The organism is Pseudarthrobacter sp. Pseusp20 (assembly GCF_059492155.1).
Window position 1 is genome coordinate 4034133 of record NZ_CP168521.1, and the last position, 17108, is coordinate 4051240.

Annotated in this window: 21 protein-coding genes; 8 read left to right on the forward strand and 13 right to left on the reverse strand. The window is 66.3% G+C overall.

Translation table 11 applies throughout. The annotated features are described in order from the left end of the window. Window position 1: 1 nt before the first annotated feature. The 4 genes from ACEN9K_RS18705 to ACEN9K_RS18720 form a co-directional block, all read right to left on the reverse strand. Window positions 2-1549 carry a glycoside hydrolase family 1 protein gene (locus ACEN9K_RS18705; RefSeq protein ID WP_056391432.1) on the reverse strand — a complete coding sequence of 516 codons (1548 nt, stop codon included), beginning with the start codon at window positions 1547-1549 and terminating at the stop codon, window positions 2-4. A 97-nt stretch (window positions 1550-1646) separates the two neighbouring features. Next, window positions 1647-2024, reverse strand: a complete 378-nt coding sequence (locus tag ACEN9K_RS18710) for a hypothetical protein (RefSeq protein WP_495634835.1) — start codon at window positions 2022-2024, stop codon at window positions 1647-1649. Between the two features lie 41 nt (window positions 2025-2065). Then, window positions 2066-2443 (reverse strand): J domain-containing protein, encoded by a 378-nt coding sequence (locus ACEN9K_RS18715; RefSeq protein ID WP_018770577.1) that lies wholly within the window; start codon window positions 2441-2443, stop codon window positions 2066-2068. Between the two features lie 64 nt (window positions 2444-2507). Continuing rightward, window positions 2508-2933: an Hsp20/alpha crystallin family protein gene (locus ACEN9K_RS18720; RefSeq protein ID WP_026265970.1), complete on the reverse strand. Its 426-nt coding sequence runs from the start codon at window positions 2931-2933 to the stop codon at window positions 2508-2510. Window positions 2934-3077: 144 nt separating this feature from the next. Here ACEN9K_RS18720 and ACEN9K_RS18725 point away from each other — a divergent pair, with 144 nt between their 5' ends. Beyond that, window positions 3078-3395: a MerR family transcriptional regulator gene (locus ACEN9K_RS18725; protein ID WP_018770579.1), complete on the forward strand. Its 318-nt coding sequence runs from the start codon at window positions 3078-3080 to the stop codon at window positions 3393-3395. 60 nt (window positions 3396-3455) lie between these two features. Here ACEN9K_RS18725 and ACEN9K_RS18730 read toward each other — a convergent pair whose 3' ends face one another. The 4 genes from ACEN9K_RS18730 to ACEN9K_RS18745 form a co-directional block, all read right to left on the reverse strand. Further along, the gene (locus ACEN9K_RS18730; protein WP_018770580.1) at window positions 3456-4253 is read right to left on the reverse strand and encodes a phosphatase PAP2 family protein; all 798 of its coding nucleotides are present in this window, start codon (window positions 4251-4253) and stop codon (window positions 3456-3458) included. Between the two features lie 96 nt (window positions 4254-4349). Beyond that, window positions 4350-6197, reverse strand: a complete 1848-nt coding sequence (locus ACEN9K_RS18735) for a S8 family serine peptidase (RefSeq protein WP_495634836.1) — start codon at window positions 6195-6197, stop codon at window positions 4350-4352. Window positions 6198-6292: 95 nt separating this feature from the next. Beyond that, window positions 6293-7171, reverse strand: coding sequence for an NAD-dependent epimerase/dehydratase family protein (locus ACEN9K_RS18740; RefSeq protein WP_018770582.1), 879 nt, complete (start codon window positions 7169-7171; stop codon window positions 6293-6295). A gap of 46 nt (window positions 7172-7217) precedes the next feature. Beyond that, entirely contained in the window at window positions 7218-7811 is a 594-nt protein-coding gene (locus ACEN9K_RS18745) for an adenylate kinase (RefSeq protein ID WP_056391456.1), read from the reverse strand. A 296-nt stretch (window positions 7812-8107) separates the two neighbouring features. Here ACEN9K_RS18745 and ACEN9K_RS18750 point away from each other — a divergent pair, with 296 nt between their 5' ends. Both ACEN9K_RS18750 and ACEN9K_RS18755 read left to right on the forward strand, forming a co-directional pair. Beyond that, on the forward strand, window positions 8108-8851 hold the full coding sequence (locus tag ACEN9K_RS18750) for a GAF and ANTAR domain-containing protein (RefSeq protein ID WP_268001990.1): 744 nt from the start codon (window positions 8108-8110) through the stop codon (window positions 8849-8851). A gap of 76 nt (window positions 8852-8927) precedes the next feature. After that, window positions 8928-9338 carry a response regulator transcription factor gene (locus ACEN9K_RS18755; RefSeq protein ID WP_134165453.1) on the forward strand — a complete coding sequence of 137 codons (411 nt, stop codon included), beginning with the start codon at window positions 8928-8930 and terminating at the stop codon, window positions 9336-9338. Between the two features lie 99 nt (window positions 9339-9437). On the opposite strand, the gene ACEN9K_RS18760 is transcribed toward ACEN9K_RS18755, so the two are convergent. Continuing rightward, window positions 9438-10274: an alpha/beta fold hydrolase gene (locus tag ACEN9K_RS18760; protein ID WP_488315602.1), complete on the reverse strand. Its 837-nt coding sequence runs from the start codon at window positions 10272-10274 to the stop codon at window positions 9438-9440. A 173-nt stretch (window positions 10275-10447) separates the two neighbouring features. On the opposite strand from ACEN9K_RS18760, the gene ACEN9K_RS18765 reads away from it, so the two are divergent. Further along, window positions 10448-10855, forward strand: coding sequence for an ArsR/SmtB family transcription factor (locus ACEN9K_RS18765; protein ID WP_235509800.1), 408 nt, complete (start codon window positions 10448-10450; stop codon window positions 10853-10855). Window positions 10856-10998: 143 nt separating this feature from the next. Continuing rightward, window positions 10999-11910: a cation diffusion facilitator family transporter gene (locus ACEN9K_RS18770; protein WP_495635725.1), complete on the forward strand. Its 912-nt coding sequence runs from the start codon at window positions 10999-11001 to the stop codon at window positions 11908-11910. Between the two features lie 73 nt (window positions 11911-11983). Here the strand turns inward: ACEN9K_RS18770 and ACEN9K_RS18775 are convergent, their stop codons facing one another. From ACEN9K_RS18775 to ACEN9K_RS18785, 3 genes are all read right to left on the reverse strand, one after another. After that, the gene (locus ACEN9K_RS18775; protein ID WP_056391468.1) at window positions 11984-13168 is read right to left on the reverse strand and encodes a fatty acid desaturase family protein; all 1185 of its coding nucleotides are present in this window, start codon (window positions 13166-13168) and stop codon (window positions 11984-11986) included. A gap of 13 nt (window positions 13169-13181) precedes the next feature. Continuing rightward, window positions 13182-14279 carry a ferredoxin reductase gene (locus ACEN9K_RS18780; RefSeq protein WP_018770591.1) on the reverse strand — a complete coding sequence of 366 codons (1098 nt, stop codon included), beginning with the start codon at window positions 14277-14279 and terminating at the stop codon, window positions 13182-13184. A 156-nt stretch (window positions 14280-14435) separates the two neighbouring features. Continuing rightward, window positions 14436-15464, reverse strand: a complete 1029-nt coding sequence (locus ACEN9K_RS18785; protein WP_495634837.1) for an LLM class flavin-dependent oxidoreductase — start codon at window positions 15462-15464, stop codon at window positions 14436-14438. Between the two features lie 54 nt (window positions 15465-15518). On the opposite strand from ACEN9K_RS18785, the gene ACEN9K_RS18790 reads away from it, so the two are divergent. From ACEN9K_RS18790 to ACEN9K_RS18800, 3 genes are read left to right on the forward strand one after another with little or no spacing between them, the layout of a single operon-like run. Then, window positions 15519-15878, forward strand: coding sequence for a YnfA family protein (locus ACEN9K_RS18790; protein WP_056392051.1), 360 nt, complete (start codon window positions 15519-15521; stop codon window positions 15876-15878). 9 nt (window positions 15879-15887) lie between these two features. Next, window positions 15888-16283 carry a YidH family protein gene (locus ACEN9K_RS18795; RefSeq protein ID WP_495634838.1) on the forward strand — a complete coding sequence of 132 codons (396 nt, stop codon included), beginning with the start codon at window positions 15888-15890 and terminating at the stop codon, window positions 16281-16283. Window positions 16284-16287: 4 nt separating this feature from the next. Further along, on the forward strand, window positions 16288-16623 hold the full coding sequence (locus ACEN9K_RS18800; protein WP_144600246.1) for a DUF202 domain-containing protein: 336 nt from the start codon (window positions 16288-16290) through the stop codon (window positions 16621-16623). Window positions 16624-16655: 32 nt separating this feature from the next. On the opposite strand, the gene ACEN9K_RS18805 is transcribed toward ACEN9K_RS18800, so the two are convergent. Continuing rightward, the gene (locus ACEN9K_RS18805) at window positions 16656-17054 is read right to left on the reverse strand and encodes a hypothetical protein (protein ID WP_018770596.1); all 399 of its coding nucleotides are present in this window, start codon (window positions 17052-17054) and stop codon (window positions 16656-16658) included. Window positions 17055-17108: the final 54 nt, after the last annotated feature.

Sequence of the window (17108 nt, forward strand, 5' to 3'; positions counted from 1 at the left end):
CTTACTGCGCGTTGGCACCCAGGGGTGCGCCGTCGTCGGGCAATTCACTGTCCAACAGCTCCGGAACCGCTGCCTGCGCGATGGCCGCCCCGGCCGCGGCAGCCAGGTCGCGTTCCTCGATGAGCTCCTGGAACCAGAAGTAGGACGCCTTGGGTGTGCGGTCGAGCGTTTCGAAGTCCACGTGCAGGAGGCCGAACGGCTGGTTGTAGCCGGCGGACCACTCGAAGTTGTCCAGGAAGGACCACACGTAGTAGCCGCGCAGGTCCACGGATTCGGCCACCCCACCGGGCGCCGTGGCCCGGAGCGCGGTTTCAAGGTGGTCTGAAATGTACTTCAGCCGCCGCTCGTCCGGGATGAACCTGGTGTTGGTGGACTTGTCCCGGACAATGATGTCCTCGAAGCTGGCTCCGCCCTCGGTGATGATCACGGGCGGCAGGTTGGGGTACCGCTCCGCCATCTCCTTCAGGGCCACGGCCATGTACTCCGGCTTGACCGGCCAGCCGTATGCGGTGACGTCCGCTTCCGGCCACGTCTCCACGTGGAAGGGCGTAGCGCCGTTTCCGGCCGCGCTGAGGTCGCTGCCCATGGCCTCGGCCATGCTGGCCGGCACGGCGCCGTTGCCCGGCCCAACGGCCACCTTGGTGGGCATGTAGTAGTTGAGCCCGTAGAAATCGAGGGGCTGGGAAATGATCTCCATGTCCTCTTCGGGATGTTCGAAGGAGCTGAAGAACTTGGCCGCGCGGATGAGGTCCGGGTACTTGCCCGTCAGGACAGGGTCCGCGTAGAGCCGGTTCTGCCCCAGGTCCATAAGTCCCGCGCTGATCTTGTCCAGCGGGTTGATGGAGTTGGGCACCATGGGTGAGTAGACGTTGGTCATGCCGATTTCGCCGGGCACCCGCGCCGCGCGAAGGGCCTGGACGGCGAGCCCGTGGCCCAGCAGCTGGTGGTGGACCGTGGGGAAGGCACCCAGGGCCAGCTCCTTGCCTGGGGAGTGCAGCCCCAGCGAGTAGCCGTTGGCGCTCACCGTTGCCGGCTCGTTGATGGTGACCCACCGGGCCACCCTGTCACCGAAGGCATCCGCCACCAGCGCCGCGTACTCCCCCAGCCGGTAGGCGGTGTCCCGGTTCATCCAGCCGCCGGCCTCATCCAGTTCCAGGGGCGTATCCCAATGGTAGATGGTGGCCATGGGCGAGATTCCGTTGGCCAGGAGCTCGTCCAGGAGCCGGTCATAGAACGCCATGCCTGCGCGGTTGGCCGGGCCGGTGCCGCCCGGCTGGATGCGCGGCCAGGAGAAGGAGAACCGGTAGGAGTCAACGCCGAGCTGCTTCAGGAGGGCCACGTCCTGCGGCATCCGGTGGTAGTGGTCCGTGGCCACCACCGGGCTGTGGTCCTCAACGATGGCACCGGGCCGGGCAGCGAACCTGTCCCAGCCCGCCGGTCCCCGCCCATCCTCGTCCAGCGCCCCTTCGATCTGGAATGCTGCGGTTGCGACGCCAAGCGTGAACCCCGGGGGGATGAGCGCTGCGAGGTCCTTGGCGGTGATGTGCATTGGGGTCCAGCCTTTGGTCACGGTAGTTAGGGTACGTCCCAGAATGTCACAGCGGAGGTCGGCTGACGAGCAGCAACTCCGCTCCCTGCGCCGGCAACTACTGGGTGCCGAACAGGAACTCCTTGGCGTGCGCCACTGCCTTGCGGAAGGCATCATTCCGGAGCGTCACCAGCTGTTCCGTGTCGTCGTCGGACGGCTCCAGGTAGCCGGTGTACCCGGGCCGCAGGACCCAGATGTCCCCGCCCGGCGGGAGGTAGAACACGCCGAAGGAACGCTGCTGCCTCTCATCGGCGGTCCATACCGGAACCACCGCCAGCGCAGCACCCGTGGTGGGGTTGATCCACTGTGCCCGCGGCAGAGGCTGTTCGTGCGCCTCCGGGTCCAGGAAGGGCGCGGTTCCCTCGCCCCACCGCTGCTCAAAGCGTTCGAAGAATGCAGGAATGAGGTGTGAATCGTAGCGCCGCCAGTCGCCCATGCAGTTTTCCGCCTCCTTGGATCAATGGCCCAGGGCCTGGATCAGGACCAGGGCCCGCTTTCCCACCGCACCGGCGTGACGCGGATGGGAGGTCCGGACTGCCCGCCACGGCTGCGGACTTTCCGGACCGGAATGATGGTGGGCGCAGCTGCCGCCAGCTTCCTGTCGTAGTCGGCGCGGCGCCCGGGGTCACGCAGCACGTTAAACGCCTGCATGATCCGGAGAAGTTCCTCCCCCTGTGCAGTGTTGCCCTTCTCCGCCGTCGTATCCCCCATGGTCTCCATGCCTTCGTAAGCCCGCCCACCGTCCATATCCGGATGGTGGGTGCGCATGAGGGCGCGGTAGGCATGCGAGATTTCCTGGCGGCCGGCGTCCCGGCCTACGCCCAGGATGGCGTAGTAGTCGGGGAGATCAGTCATCCTGCCTCCTGTTTCGCCGGCGCCCCGCCCGGAGGGTCAGGGGCGCCGGCACGAAAGAATGGTCCTAGCTGCCGATCTGGTGCTTCTCGCCCTGCTGGGTCTGGATCTCGATCTTGCGCGGCTTGGCTTGCTCGGCAACCGGAATCCGCAGGGTCAGGACACCCTGGTCATAGCTGGCCTTGATGTGCTCAGTGTCCAGGGTGTCACCCAGGATCAACTGGCGGCTGAACACGCCCCGGGGACGCTCAGAGGCCACGAGCTCCACGTTGGGCTGCGTGGGGTCCTTGCGCTCCGCCCGGACGGTCAGGACGTTCCGCTCAACGTTCAGGTCCAGGGAATCCACGTTCACACCGGGAAGGTCGAACGCCACCACGAATTCCCCGTCTTCCTGCCACGCGTCCATGGGCATGGCTGCCGGGCGGGCGGAGGTTCCAAAGACCTGCTGCGTGAGCCGGTCCAGCTCACGGAACGGGTCCGTACGCATCAACATCATTTCCCACTCCTTTAGCTTCCAGGTGCTGGATCTGCAGCTACCCACCATCTCCATTAATCTATGGTGGTGGATATAGATTTTTTATAGCACTCGTGCAAAACTGAAGCAAGGTACCAGCGGAAGCGATTTTTGGGAGAAAGAATGGCGGATCCTGAAGCAGGTCGGGCTGGCCGCTCCCCCGGTTCACGCGCCCTGTACGCCATCTCGGTGGCGGCGGAGCTCACGGGAACCGGACAGCAGAACATCAGGCTGTACGAAACCAAGGGACTGTTGACGCCCTCGCGGACGGCGGGCGGCACGCGCCAGTACAGCGACGACGATATTGCCGTACTGCTGCGGATCGGCGAACTCCTGCAGGAGGGGCTGAACCTGGCGGGCGTTGCGAAGGTACTGGAGCTGGAGGCAGCCATCGTGAAGCTGCACCGGGCACTCAAGCGGGCAAAATCGCGGCCGCAATAAGTGGGCCAGGAAGCGGCCCAGTAAGCGGGATCCGGTTCCCGGACTGCTCCCGGTAAGCTCCTACTCTCCGGTGGATTCGGCCCTTGACAGCTCTCCGGTGATCGGTTCCCCCGGAATCCTGGCCGTCCGCCACGTGTCAAGCGCGATGACCCCGGAGAGGATGAGCAGCGAGAGCGCGAACGACGCCAACGCATCCGTGGGCCAGTGGTAGCCAAGGTACAACCGGCTGGCGATAGCGAGGATGATGCCGATCCCGGCCCCGATGAAGCCGAACACCGCGGCACGCGGGTTCCGGCGCCGGGAGAAAATCAGGTAGGCGCCCACCAGCAGGAAGTCGCAGGCCCCCAGGACGTGCCCGGACGGGAACGAGAAGGTCTGGTCCGCGCCGAACAGCATCTGGTCCACGGGGGGCCGGGAGCGCTGGACGATGTGGAGGATGATTTGCGAGATGATCACTCCGGTCAGCATCGCGGAGGCGAGCAGGATGGGGCGCCAGGCGTGCTTGGCTGCGAATCCCCAGACAAGGATCACCACCAGCACGATGATGGGCAGCGCGATGGGGCCGAAAATCACCGCCAGGAAGATCATGATGGCAGTGACGGCCGCTGAACGGGTGGTCAGCAGCCAGTCATGCACGGGAGTGTCGGCAACGGAAAGGCCGTCGGCCTGCACCACGCTGACCAGGGTGGCAATGAAGAGTGCCAGCCCCACGACGGCCAGGATGATCGACGCGCGGTACAGGCCCCGCCGGTCGGCAGGGTCCACGTAGCGTTCCTCCACCACGAACTTCTCGTGGAAGGCGTGCCACCTTCCCGCTTTCCGTTCAGAGACTGCGGAACCTGCTGATTTCTGTGCCAATGTGCTGCCCGTCCCTACGCCGCGGAAGATGCGTGCCGTGATGAATGCCTAGGGTGAAGATTATCCCGGCCACGGCCCATTCACTCCATCAGGCGGCTAGAAAGAGCCGGTGGTGAACTGCCAGCTCCGGCTGGCGAGGGGGTTGCCGGCCAGGTCCCGGATGCCGCTGGTCCCGCCCGTGAGGGTCACGGTGTACCGCGTCTTGGCGGCGAGGGTCTCCTGGGGGTCAAGGATCCACTGGTTGGTGGTGCCGTTGCGGTAGGCCGTTGCTGCCACCACGGCGCCGGTGGCCGGGTTCTTCAGGGTGAACGTGGTGGTGTTAACGCCCTGGACCGCCTCGCTGAAGGTGGCGCTGATGCTGCTGCTCCTGCGGACCAGGAGGGCGTTGCTGCCCGGCGAGTAGCTGGTGACGGTGGGCGCGGGGCCAGTGGTGAACGTCCAGCTGGTGGACGCCAGCGGGGTGCCTGCGGCATCGCGGATGGCCGAGGCTCCTCCTGTCAGGATTGCGGTGTAGCTGGCATCGGGGGCAAGGCTTGCTGCCGGGTCAAGGGTGGCGGTCAGGGTGGTGGCGTTGTACGTGACGGTGGCCGCGATGCTGTTGCCGGCTGCATTCCTGAGCACGAACGTCCCGGCGCTCACGCCCTGAACAGCGGTGCTGAAGGTGGCCGTGACGTTCGTTCCAGCTGCCACGGCGGTGGCCTTGGCGGCCGGTGAAACAGACGTGACAGCGGGTGCAGGGGCAGGCGCAGGTGCAGGTGCCGTTGCCCCGGTGTACAGCAGGCGGTTCGGGGTTCCCGCGGAGGCGCCGGCGATGACGCCGGACGTGGCATTGGCTACCAGTGCCGCTGCTACGTCGGCCGGTGCCAGGGCAGGGTTCTGCGACAGCAGGACGGCGGCTGCTCCGGCGGTGTGCGGCGCGGCCATGGAGGTTCCGGACATGGATGCGGTGGCGGTGGTGGAGGTGTAGTAGTCGGAGGTGATGCCGACGCCGGGCGCATACAGGTCCACGCAGGACCCGAAGTTGGAGAACGAGGCCTGCTTGTCGGCGGAGTCGCTGGCTGCCACCGTGACAGCCCCGGGGACGCGGGCGGGCGAAGCGGTGCAGGCATCCACGGCGGAGTTTCCTGCGGCAACCACTGTGGTGACGCCGTCGTCAAGAACTGCCTGGATGGCGGCGTCCACGGTGCTGCTGGCCGCTCCGCCCAGGCTGAGGTTTGCCACGGCGGGGGTTCCGGCCGCATGGTTGGCGGCGATCCAGTCCAGGCCGGCCACCACGTCCGAGTTGTAGCCGGACCCGCTGCAGTCGAGCACCCGCACGGGCACCAGCGTGGCGCTCTTGGCGACGCCATACGTGGCTCCGGCCACGGTTCCGGCCACGTGGGTGCCGTGGCCGTTGCAGTCGGTGGTGCCGTTGCCGTCCGCCACCGCTGTCCAGCCTGCCGCGACCCGGCCACCGAAGTCGGTGTGCGATGCCAGGATGCCGGTGTCCACCACGTAGGCGGTCACCCCGGCGCCCGCCGCGGTCCACGAGTACGAACCGGAGAGCGGAAGGGTCCGCTGGTCTGCGCGGTCCAGGCCCCAGGGGGCGGGCTGCTCGGTCCCGGAAACCTTGACGGGGGCGTCGGGCTCCACGGACAGCACCTTCCCGGACCTGGCAAGGGCTGCCGCCTGCGCGGGGTTGGCCGTGACGACGGCGCCGCGGACTGCATGCTCGAAGGTACGGCCGACGGCGAGGCCCTGGCCGCGCAGCCCGGACACCTCGGCTGCGAGGTCGGCAGTGGCGGCGTACTGCACGATGTAACGGCCGGTTGCGGCGGCGGGGGCAGGAGCAGCAGCCGCCGGCAGGGACACGGTGGAAAGGCCGACGGCGGAGAGCAGCGCCGTGAGGGCCGGCAGCACGAAGAATCGGGTACGAATTTTGGGGTCCTTGTGGTGGCGGGGCAAGGGGGGATACCAAAAGGATAGGAGCCGGAAGCACACGGCTTCCGGCTCCTTGGATGATCCTTCGCGAACCCTCGGCGATTCCTGCGGACCGGTGGTTATCGCTGGCTTTCCACCGTGTTGGAGCCGGCCGCCACGTGGTTACGCCAACTGTGCTCGGGTTCGAAACCGAGCAGGCGCCGCGCCTTGTCGATGGACAGCATCGTTTCGTGCTCTCCCAGGTCCTTGGTGACCTTGACGCCGGGAAAGACCTCTTCCGCCAGGCTGGCGCTTGACCGGCTCATCACCGTGTCAGCGTTGGCGATGATGAAGGCTTCGAACCCTGGTTTGGCGTTCTCCAGCGCACGTACTACGGCCTGCGCGCCGTCCCTGCCGTCGATATAGCCCCACAGGTTCCACTTCCGCAGCGTTGCGTCGGCGTCGAAGGAGGGGAATTTGGCGTAGTCGGCCTCGTCCATGACGTTGGAGAACCGCAGGCCGGTGATGCTCAGTTCGGGGTCCCACCGCGTCATCTCCACAGCCATCTGCTCCTCCAGCGTCTTCACCAGCGAGTAGGTGCTTTCCGGCCGCGGCGGGTACTCCTCATCCACCGGGATGTAGGGCGGGTCGATGTCGAACGGCAGCCCCAGGACCGTCTCGCTGGAGGCGTACACCACCTTCTTGATGCCGGCGCGCCGCGCCGCCTGGAAGACGTTGTAGGTGGACAGCATGTTGTTTTCGAAGGTGGCTGCGTCCGGAAGGATGCCCGGGGCGGGAATGGCACCCAGGTGCACCACGGCGTCGAACCCGTCATGCCGGTCATCAACGCCCAGCAGCGCGTCCACCACCTGGCCGTAGTTGCGCAGGTCAACCACCAGCAGTTCCGGGCTGCGGGCACCCGCACGGTCCAGGGTGAGGACCTGGTGGCCGTCGCCTGTCAGCCGGCGCACCACGTGCCGCCCCAGTTTTCCGCTTCCGCCTGTAACGGCAATTCTCATCACTGTTTCCTTTTGCTCGAGTGCGTTCACCGTGCGGTGTTTTCGGTCAGGACGGGGGTTGCGGGGCTGCAAGGAACTTTTCGACGGCGGCGATTGCCAGTGCAGTTATCCCGCCCGGGTCCCCGCTGCCGTTGACGGACACAAGAATGCCCCGGCCCGCGTACACCGAGACTACTTCATGCGTCTGGCGGTGGTAGAGGTCCAGCCGGCGCCTGAAGACGTCGATGGTGTCATCCGTGCGCCCCTGCTCCAGGGCGCGGCGGTGCATCCGCTGCTCCAGTTCCTCGTCGGGCGCCTGCAGTTCGATCACGGCGTCCAGCGCATGCCCCTGTGCCTCAAGCATGCGGTCGAGCTCCAGTACCTGTTGAGCTGTCCGCGGATAGCCGTCCAGCAGGAACCCGTGCATCGCGTCGCTTTCGAGGAGACGGTTCTTGACCAGCGCGTTGGTGAGGTGGTCCGGTACGAAATGGCCGTCATCCAGGTACCGGGCGGCCTGGTTCCCCAGGTCGGTCTGTTGGCTGACGTTGCTCCGGAAAATATCCCCGGTGGAAACGGCAGGGACCCGGAAGTGCCGCGCGAGGTGTTCGGCCTGGGTTCCCTTGCCGGACCCTGGTGGTCCAATGATGAGCAGCCTGGTCATGTTCCTGTCCCTCCGCCGCTGAGCAGCCCTTGGTCCCGCGGCCAGCCCGCAGCAGCACCGGCGCCTGCTTCATTGTGCCGGTATGCCCGGCCCCGCGCCAGCCTTTTGCCCGCTCCGGGGCAGCCATATATGACGCTTTGGGCGGCACGGGGATGTATATACTTCTGGTTATCGGTTTAGCAGCAGGCCGTTGGAAAGTTCGTCGATCCAGCGACCATCACCGGCTCCCCGCCCAGTTGCGGGGCGTTGGCGTGTTGCCGGCTCGTTTTGACCTGAGCGAATGGCACCAGAAAATCGTGGCCAGCGAGTCAACAGCAAAAACCGATACATCCATCACTGAGCACCTGCATGAACTTGTCCTCAACAGCTCCGACGTTGAGGACTTCCTTAATGAACTGGCACAGGTCTCCGCACGCAATCTCTCCGAGCCCGGCGACGAAATGCTGTGCGCCATCACCCTCCTCCGGCAACGCAAGGCCGCCACGGTCGCCAGCAGCAGCCCGGATGCAAAGTCCATCGGACGGCTTGAACACAGGTACAGCGACACCCCGGGCCTCACGGCTTCCACGGCCCAGGAGATCGTGCACGCTCCGGACCTCACCGCGGATGGCCGCTGGCCTGAGTACGCCGCCGCCGCGACTGCCGAGGGGATCCGCTCCGTGGCGGCGGTTCCGTTCCGGCTTGAGGGGGAAACCAAGGCATCGCTGCTGCTGTACTCCCGCCGCCCGCACCGGTTCGAGGGCCGCGTGCTGAAGTTTGCCGAGGATTTCGTCGGCCAGACCTCGCTGGCGCTCCGCCTTGCGGTGCGGTTCGCGCACTACAGCGAAACGGCCGCGAACCTTCGGGCCACCCTTGAGTCCCGCACGGTCATTGACATGGCTGTCGGCATCATCATGGCCCAGAACCGGTGCAGCCAGCAGGAAGCCTTCGACATCCTGAAGACCGCTTCCAGCACCCGGAACACCAAGTTGCATGATGTGGCCGCCGCGGTCGTCAACGCCCTGGGCCAGGGCCCGGCGCGCACGCATTACGACGGCTAGTGGCCATCTTTTGCTTCGGTCATGCCGGCAGCGTTCCCGCAGGTAGACTGGTGCCAACTTTTCGCCGGGGGGCTTGATGGAACAGCAGCGTGTTTGCCTTGTCGTGGAGGATGACGACGATATCCGCGGACTGATCGAAGTGGTCCTGTCGCGCGCGGGCTTTGAGGTCAGGATGGTGGGCACGGGGGCCGAGGCCATTGCCGCCGCGGCTGATCCCGCCATCGCCCTGGTGACCCTGGACGTTGGGCTGCCGGATATGGACGGGTACGTGGTGGCCCGCGCCATCCGCGCCCTTACCAGCGCGCCCCTGCTGTTCCTCACGGCCCGTTCCGAGCAGGACGACGTGCTGGCCGGCATGGCATCGGGGGCCGCGGGGTACCTCACCAAGCCTTTCCGTCCGCAGGAGCTCAGGGAGCTCGCCGTACAACTGGTGACACCGCCGCCGGTTTCCCAGGAGCCGCACATAACGGGCAAACCCGCCTGCTAAGTTCGCCTCCTGGAAATGAGGCATGACACCTCAGCGGACCGCGGTGGTGAGCAAACGGCGACGGCGGCATACCGTCGTCGCCGTTTGTCCGCTTGACCCCTACTGCGAAAGGAAGGCCAGCAGCGCTTCGTTGACCTCCGCGGCGTGCGTCCAGAGCAGGCCGTGCGGTGCACCCTCGATCTCCACGTACTCGGCACTCGGCAGGGCCTTGGCGAACAGCCGGCCGGTGGAATCGATGGGCAGGATGTTGTCAGCGGTGCCGTGCAGGATCAGCGCCGGAACATCGATCTTGGGGATGTCCTGGCGGAAATCCGTAAGCCAGGTGGGCTGCGCTGCGACAGAAGCATGCGCTCCGGCGCCGGCAGCCAGGTTCCAGCTGGCGTTGACGGCTTCCTGGCTGAGCCGCGGGGTGCCCAGGAAGGTGTCGGAGTTGTAGAAGTTCTTGAAGAATTCGGTGAAGAAGGCGTAGCGGTCGGCGGTGACCGCTTCCTTGAGGCCGTCGAACACGTCCTGCGGCACGCCGTCGGGGTTGTCATCGGTCTTGAGCAGGAAGGGCTCCAGGGACCCGAGGAACGCCGCGCGGGCCACGCGGGCCGAGCCGTACGTACCGAGGTAGCGGCCCACCTCTCCCGTGCCCATGGAGAAGCCCACCAGCACCACGTTATTCAGGTCCAGGGTGTTGAGCAGGGTGTTGAGGTCCGCTGCGAAGGTGTCGTAGTCGTAGCCCTCGGTGGGCTTGCTGGATTTTCCGAAGCCTCGGCGGTCATAGGTGATGACACGGTACCCGGCATCCAGGAGGGCGGCGGTCTGCTTTTCCCAGGATGATCCGTCCAGCGGGTAGCCATGGATCAGCACGACGGGCTGGCCGGAGCCGTGGTCCTCGTAGTAGAGCTCGATGTCAGTGCTGTTCTCGGTACCTACGGTAATGAAAGCCATGGAGGCAAGTTCCTTTCGAGACTGATCTGATCGGAGCAGCCCGGCGGAACGCCGGCCCTGCACCTCCTACTCTAGGGGGCGGCCCCCGCTCCAGCAGCCTCGATTCGTGGCGCCGTTCGGTGCCCGCCGCGGCCTGGATGCGCTGCTGTGAAGTAGTGTGACACTATATGCGCATGAATGCAGATAGTAATGCTTGCTCACTGAAGGCGGACAGCCAGTACGTGGAATTGGCCGTGGAGGTCTTTGCCATGCTGGCGGACGCCACCAGGGTGCGGATCATTTTGGCCCTCCGTGACGGCGAGATGGCGGTGGGTGCCCTGGCGGACGTGGTGGGCAAGTCCCCCGCCGCCGTGTCCCAGCACCTGGCCAAGATGCGGCTGGCAAGAATGGTTTCCACGCGGCAGGACGGGACCCGGGTGCTCTACCGGCTGGAAAATGAACACGCGCGGCAGTTGGTGGCGGACGCCATCTTCCAGGCCGAGCATGCACTCGGCGGCGAACCTGCCCACCACCGCGCTCCCCACAAGCAGGTCCCCCACAACCAGGGCTTCGTCCACACCGGACAGGGGAACGCGTCGTGAGCGGCCCGCACCGCGGGTCAACGCACGGCCACAGCCACCCGCACGGGACGGACCACGGCGGCCACCAGCACGACCACGACCACGACCACGACCACGACCACGACCACGACCATCATCACCACACCGGCTTCAAGGGCTGGCTGATGGAGCTCCTCGTTCCGCACACGCATGACGCCGCAGATTCCATTGACGATGCCATGGAGGCCAGCACCGAGGGCATCAGGGCGCTGAAGATCAGCATGTTCGTCCTGCTGGCCACGACGGCGCTGCAGTTCCTGGTGGTCCTGTTCAGCAGTTCGGTGGCCCTGCTCGCGGACACCATCCACAACTTCTCGGACGCCCTGACCGCGGTGCCCCTGTGGGTGGCCTTCATCCTGGGACGCAGGGCCGCCACCCGCCGCTACACGTATGGCTACGGCAGGGCTGAGGACCTGGCCGGACTGTTCATCGTGGCCGTGGTGGCCCTCTCTGCAGTGGTGGCCGGCTGGCAGTCCGTGGACCGGCTGATCCATCCCCAGCCGCTGCAAAACCTCGGCTGGGTCATCGCCGCCGGCCTGATCGGCTTCGCCGGGAATGAGGCAGTGGCAATCTACCGCATCCGGGTTGGCCGCAGGATCGGTTCCGCGGCGCTCGTGGCGGACGGTGTGCATGCCAGGACGGATGGCTTCACTTCGCTCGCCGTGGTCATCGGAGCGGTGGGGGTCATGCTGGGTTTCCCGCTGGCTGATCCGATCGTCGGGTTGATCATCTCCGCTGCCATCATGGTCCTGCTGTGGGGAACGGTCCGCAGCATTGGGCGCCGGCTCATGGATGGCATCGAGCCGGACCTGGTGTCGCGTGCCGAAGCCGCGCTGGCGGCGACGCCGGGCGTCCTGGCAGTCCGGCACCTGCAGCTGCGGTGGTCCGGGCACCGGTTGCAGGGCTCGGCACGGATTGACCTGGCGGACACGGAATTGTCCCGGGCGGAAGCGGTCCTTGAAAGCGCCGAACACCGACTGCGTCATGCACTGCCCAAGCTGGACCACGTGCTCCTGGTTCCAGGCACCCGGCGCTAAAGGCCGCCAACGCAGAAGTGACCCGGCCGGGCAGCGCCGGCCGGGTCACTTCCCGGGTTTTGCTTTGAGGCTTCTAGGCCCGCGCAGCCTTGCCGGGCAGGGCCAGCTTGAAGACCTTGGCCCAAGACGAACCCACCTGCTTCAGCAGCGGGCCGGTGGTGTACTTCAGGCCATAGCGCTGGCAGATCTCGCGGACTTTGGGCGCCACCTCGGCGTACCGGTTGGAGGGCAGGTCGGGGAAAAGGTGGTGCTCGATCTGGTGCGAGAGGTTGCCGGTCATGAGGTGCATGAACTTGGAGCCCGAGATGTTCGCCGAGCCGATCATCTGCCGCACGTACCAGTCACCGCGGGTTTCGCCGTCAACCATCTCTTCGGTGAAGGTGTCGGTTCCTTCCGGGAAGTGGCCGCAGAAGATAACCGCGTGGGCCCACACATTGCGGACAGCGTTGGCAGTGATCGTGCCGAACAGCGCCTGCTTGCCGGATCCGGTCAGCATGGCGACGGCAGGAGTGGCCGCGTAGTCCTTGGTGAACTGGGTAACGACTTTCTTGCCCAGCGCCTTGAGGTCCTTGAGCAGGGCTTCCTTGGACTTGGTGCCTTCCTTGTACTCGGTCAGCTCGAGGTCGTAGATGGCGATGCCCCACTCGAAAACCGGCGCCAGGATGGCATTGAACAGCGGGTTGGCCAGGTTGATGGGCTTCCACGGCTGGTTCTCGTCCATGCGCAGAAGGTTGTATCCGACGTCGTTGTCCTTGCCCACCACGTTGGTCCAGCGGTGGTGCAGGTCATTGTGGGTGTGCTGCCAGGACCGCGAGGGCGTGACGAAGTCCCATTCCCAGGTAGTGGAGTGGATGTCCGGGTCCCGCATCCAGTCCCACTGGCCGTGCAGGATGTTGTGGCCCAGCTCCATGTTTTCCAGGATCTTGGCCAGGCTCAGCAGGGTGGTGCCGGTAACCCAGGCGGCTTTGTTCTTGCTGACCAGGAGGGCGGCGCGGCCGGAAATCTCCAGGCCGCGCTGGATCTTGATCATCCGGCGGATGTAGGCAGCATCCTCGGCCCCGCGCTTGGCCAGGACCTCGTCCCGGATGGCGTCCAGTTCGCGGCCGAGTTCAGCTACCTGCTCGTCGCTGAGGTGCGCGGCGGCCGGCGGGCGGACGGTGGGGCTGCCGGATTCGGCGAGTTTGCCCGGGCGCGTCCGTGAGGTGCCGGCGCTGGCTCCTCCGGCGGCCGTGGTCTTTGTGGGTGAGATGACAGTCATACGGTACTGCTCCTCAGAGTTCGAGGTTGACGGGCCCGGCGGCTGCCGAGACACACGTTTGGATAAGTTGGCCTGGTTCGCCATGGATTTCCCCGGTCCGCAGGTCGCGGACCTGGCCGGCCAGGAGCGGTGTGAGGCAGCTGTGGCAGATGCCCATCCGGCAGCCGCTGGGCATCAGCACCCCGGCGTCCTCGCCGATGTCCAGGATGGGGGTGTCGCCGTCGGCCTCCACCTCCCGGTCCGAGGCTTCGAAGGTGACCAAGCCGCCGTCGTGCCCTACACCGGCGTTGAAGGTGGTGTTGAAGCGCTCGATCATGAGGTTGCCGGCGTCTCCGGCAACGGCGACGTCGGTCCCCGGCGACCGGGTGGTCAGCGCAGCGCGCTTCCAGAGGGCCTCGGCGTCGTCCAGGAAGCTGTCCGGACCGCAGGCGTACGCAGCCCGGTCCTTCCAGTCGGGGCAGATTTCGTCCAACTCCTTGGTGCTGGAGAAGTCCATCCGCCCCTGTTCACCGGTGTACCAGTGGGCCAGGCGGAAGTTGGGGAACTGGTCCGCGAGTTCGGCCAGCTCTTCACGGAACAGGCTGTCGCCCGGAGTGCGTGCGGAGTGGACCAGCACGACGTCGGCATCCGGACGCCGCGGCACAAGGGTACGGATCATGGACATCACCGGGGTGATGCCACTGCCCGCCGTAACCATCAGCAGGGGCCGGGGGTGCTCCGGAAGCACGAAGTCGCCTTGCGGCGGAGCAAGGAACAGGACATCGCCGGGCTTGGTGGTGCGCACCAGCGTGCCGGACACAGCGCCGACGTCCGTGACGGTGATGGCAGGATCCTTGCCTGCCGGAGCGCTGAGCGAGTAGGAGCGCCAGTGCCGGACGCCGTCCAGTTCGACGCCGATGCGGGCCCACTGACCGGCAAGGTGCGCCTTCCAGCCGCGGCCGGGGCGGAAGAAGATGGTGGCCGACTGGGCCGTCTCTTGGACCACGCGGGTGACCACGCCGCGCAGTTGCCTGGCTGAGTAGACAGGGTTGAATAGTGCCAGAATGTCTTCCGGCGCCAAAGGGGTGGTAAGCACTGAGGCCGCCTGGGCCAGCTGACGTAGCCGGATCATACGGTTAAGCCTAGAGCGGTGCGAGCCATATATCTCTCTCTCCGTCATATGACCGTTCCGCAGTCACACACTAGTTAAGGGCGCGAAGCCCCCACGCCGCACTATAAGAGTAACGGTTCGGTCTCACAAATTGTTCCCGCACCTGGTTTCCGCACCTTATTGGCGGCTCCAGCCCAGGGCCGGGGCGACGTGCCCGGCGATGTTTCCCAGCAACTTGGCGTTGAAGTCCACGCCCAATTGGTTGGGAACGGTCAGCAGCAGGGTGTCCGCTGCCTGCACTGCCGCATCGGCTGCGAGTTCTTCCGCCAGGAGGTCCGGCGCGCCCACGTAGCTCTTGCCGAACCTGGCAGTCAGTCCGTCGATAACGCCCACCTGGTCGCGGCCGTCACGAAGGGCGCTGCCGGCGAAGTAGTAGTTGTCTTCCTCATCCACGATGGGAAGGACGCTGCGGCTGACCGAAACACGCGGGGCATGGGTATGTCCTGCTTCCGCCCACGCGTCCCTGAACAGCTGGATCTGTTCGGCCTGGAGTTCATGGAAGGGGACACCGGTGTCCTCGGTGAGCAGTGTGGAGCTCATCAGGTTCATGCCCAGTTCCGCGGCCCAGACGGCGGTCTTCCTGCTGCCGGTGCCCCACCAGATCCGTTCCGCGAGGCCCGGGGACTGGGGCTGGACGGGGAGGAGGCCGGTGGCGCCGCCGGCGTACCTGGGGTCCGCCTCAGCCATGCCGGCACCCGTGATGGCCTTGCGGAAGACGGCGGTGTGGCGCCGGGCCATGTCGGCGTCGGTCTCCCCCGGCTGCGGCCGGTAGCCGAATGCCGAGGCGCCTTCCCGGGCCGGCTCGGGTGACCCGCGGCTGATGCCCAACTGCAGCCTGCCACCGCTGATCAGGTCTGCCGCTGCAGCCTCCTCCGCCATGTACAGGGGATTTTCGTAGCGCATGTCGATGACGCCGGTGCCAATTTCGATCCGGCGGGTGCGGGCGGCGATGGCTGACAGGAGCGGGAAAGGTGATGCCTGCTGCCTGGCGAAGTGGTGGACCCGGAAGAATGCCCCGTCCACGCCGAGTTCTTCAGCGGCAACCGCCAGTTCGATCCCCTGGAGCAGGGCGTCCGCCGCCGTCCTGGTGCGCGAGCCCTGGCCGGGGCCCCAGTGGCCGAATGAAAGGAATCCTATGCGCTGCATACCTTGCCCAACTGTCCGGATACCGGTGGCATTCCCGGCTGGAAAGATGGCTCCGTGGGCATACCGGAGGAAACCGTCAGTATTTTCAAGGCCATTGTGTTGTTCGTGCTGGCCGCGGCAGCGGAGATCGGCGGCGCCTGGCTGGTGTGGCAGTCCGTCCGCGAAGGCAGGGACTGGTGGTGGGCCGGACTTGGCGTGGCCGCGCTCGGCGCCTACGGCTTCGTGGCCACCCTGCAGCCGGACGCGCACTTCGGCCGGATCCTGGCGGCCTATGGCGGGGTGTTTGTGGCAGGTTCCCTGGCATGGGGCATGGTCTTTGACGGCTTCCGCCCCGACAGGTGGGATATCACAGGCTCCCTGGTTTGCCTGCTGGGTGTTGCCGTGATCATGTTTGCCCCGCGGAGCGGCGGCTAAACTGGCCCGGTGACCAACAGTGAGCAGCCGCCCGGCCCGCCCCCGCGCGGAAAAATGGCCGAACGGCTGCTCCCCGGCGGCGAGGAACCGGACCCCCGCTTCACGCTTGCCAACGAGCGCACCTTCCTCGCCTGGATCCGCACGTCGCTGGCGCTGCTGGCAGGCGGCATTGCCGTTGAGGCGTTCACGTCCGGACTTTTTGTTGAGCCTGTCCGTAAAGGCCTTGCGGTCATCCTGTTGCTGCTGGGCATGATGCTCAGCGGTGGTGCCGCGGTGCGGTGGCTTCGGGTGGAGCGGAGCATGCGCACCAGGGCCCCGCTGCCCCTGCCGTTTTTTGTGCCCCTGTTGGCCGGGGCAGGTGCGTTGGCTGCCGCCGTCGTCCTGGTCTTTATCCTCTGGCGCTGAGCCTGTGGCAGCCCATGCTCCCAGCCCCCACGGCGATCCCGGCCTCCAGCCCGAGCGGACCGCCCTGGCATGGGGCCGCACCATGCTGGCGTTGGTGACGGCGAGCGCCTTCTTCCTGCGCTGGCTACCCGTCTACGGGTTACCCATCCTGATGCTGCCGGCGATTTCCGGCGGCGCCGCCCTTGCCATCTACCTCACGCAGCGCCGCCGGTACCGGGCCAGGTCCCATGGCCTGGCAGGCGAAAGCATCGAAGCGGACCTGCCTGCCGTGCTCTGGACCGCTCTCGCCGGAGTGGTCCTTGGCGGACTTGGCATTGTTGTGGTCCTGATCAGTCCGTAGAACACAGCCAGCCCCTGGAGCACAGCCGATTCCTAGAACATCGGCAGGACGAAGCCGGCCAGGAGCGCTACCGAGCCGATCGCCGTCAGGCAGCGGCCCAGGACCGAGGCTGTCCTGCCGGCTTCCTCCGGCGCGGTGGTCTGCCACTGCGTTGGGCGCTTGGGGTGGTAGTAGATGGGGAGGGTGTCTCCCGCCGCCATGTCCCTGATGTCGTAGGGAGACATGGGGGCGTTGTGGACCTGGTGCTTCCGGTCGAACCAGCGGAACCCCACGCCGGTGGAATCGGAGTACACCACGGCCTCGGCCACGTCCCAGGGGTGCACGAAGCGGCGGAGGAAGCCGGTGTAGAAGAGCAGTCCCAGCCCGGCGGGCAGGCACAACCAGGTGAGCACTTCCAGGATGGGACCTGCCATATCGAGCGCAGTGGGCATGAAGTTGATGGTACCGCGCGGGGACTGGTGGCTTCAGCACCTGATCCGTACGCT

Excerpts from the sequence above, each read along its gene's own strand:
- ACEN9K_RS18705 (WP_056391432.1), bottom strand. The coding sequence starts at position 1,549 with ATGCACATCACCGCCAAGGACCTCGCAGCGCTCATCCCCCCGGGGTTC.
- ACEN9K_RS18710 (WP_495634835.1), bottom strand. The coding sequence starts at position 2,024 with ATGGGCGACTGGCGGCGCTACGATTCACACCTCATTCCTGCATTCTTC.
- ACEN9K_RS18715 (WP_018770577.1), bottom strand. The coding sequence starts at position 2,443 with ATGACTGATCTCCCCGACTACTACGCCATCCTGGGCGTAGGCCGGGAC.
- ACEN9K_RS18720 (WP_026265970.1), bottom strand. The coding sequence starts at position 2,933 with ATGTTGATGCGTACGGACCCGTTCCGTGAGCTGGACCGGCTCACGCAG.
- ACEN9K_RS18725 (WP_018770579.1), top strand. The coding sequence starts at position 3,078 with ATGGCGGATCCTGAAGCAGGTCGGGCTGGCCGCTCCCCCGGTTCACGC.
- ACEN9K_RS18740 (WP_018770582.1), bottom strand. The coding sequence starts at position 7,171 with ATGAGAATTGCCGTTACAGGCGGAAGCGGAAAACTGGGGCGGCACGTG.
- ACEN9K_RS18745 (WP_056391456.1), bottom strand. The coding sequence starts at position 7,811 with ATGACCAGGCTGCTCATCATTGGACCACCAGGGTCCGGCAAGGGAACC.
- ACEN9K_RS18755 (WP_134165453.1), top strand. The coding sequence starts at position 8,928 with ATGGAACAGCAGCGTGTTTGCCTTGTCGTGGAGGATGACGACGATATC.
- ACEN9K_RS18760 (WP_488315602.1), bottom strand. The coding sequence starts at position 10,274 with ATGGCTTTCATTACCGTAGGTACCGAGAACAGCACTGACATCGAGCTC.
- ACEN9K_RS18765 (WP_235509800.1), top strand. The coding sequence starts at position 10,448 with ATGAATGCAGATAGTAATGCTTGCTCACTGAAGGCGGACAGCCAGTAC.
- ACEN9K_RS18770 (WP_495635725.1), top strand. The coding sequence starts at position 10,999 with ATGGAGCTCCTCGTTCCGCACACGCATGACGCCGCAGATTCCATTGAC.
- ACEN9K_RS18775 (WP_056391468.1), bottom strand. The coding sequence starts at position 13,168 with ATGACTGTCATCTCACCCACAAAGACCACGGCCGCCGGAGGAGCCAGC.
- ACEN9K_RS18780 (WP_018770591.1), bottom strand. The coding sequence starts at position 14,279 with ATGATCCGGCTACGTCAGCTGGCCCAGGCGGCCTCAGTGCTTACCACC.
- ACEN9K_RS18785 (WP_495634837.1), bottom strand. The coding sequence starts at position 15,464 with ATGCAGCGCATAGGATTCCTTTCATTCGGCCACTGGGGCCCCGGCCAG.
- ACEN9K_RS18805 (WP_018770596.1), bottom strand. The coding sequence starts at position 17,054 with ATGCCCACTGCGCTCGATATGGCAGGTCCCATCCTGGAAGTGCTCACC.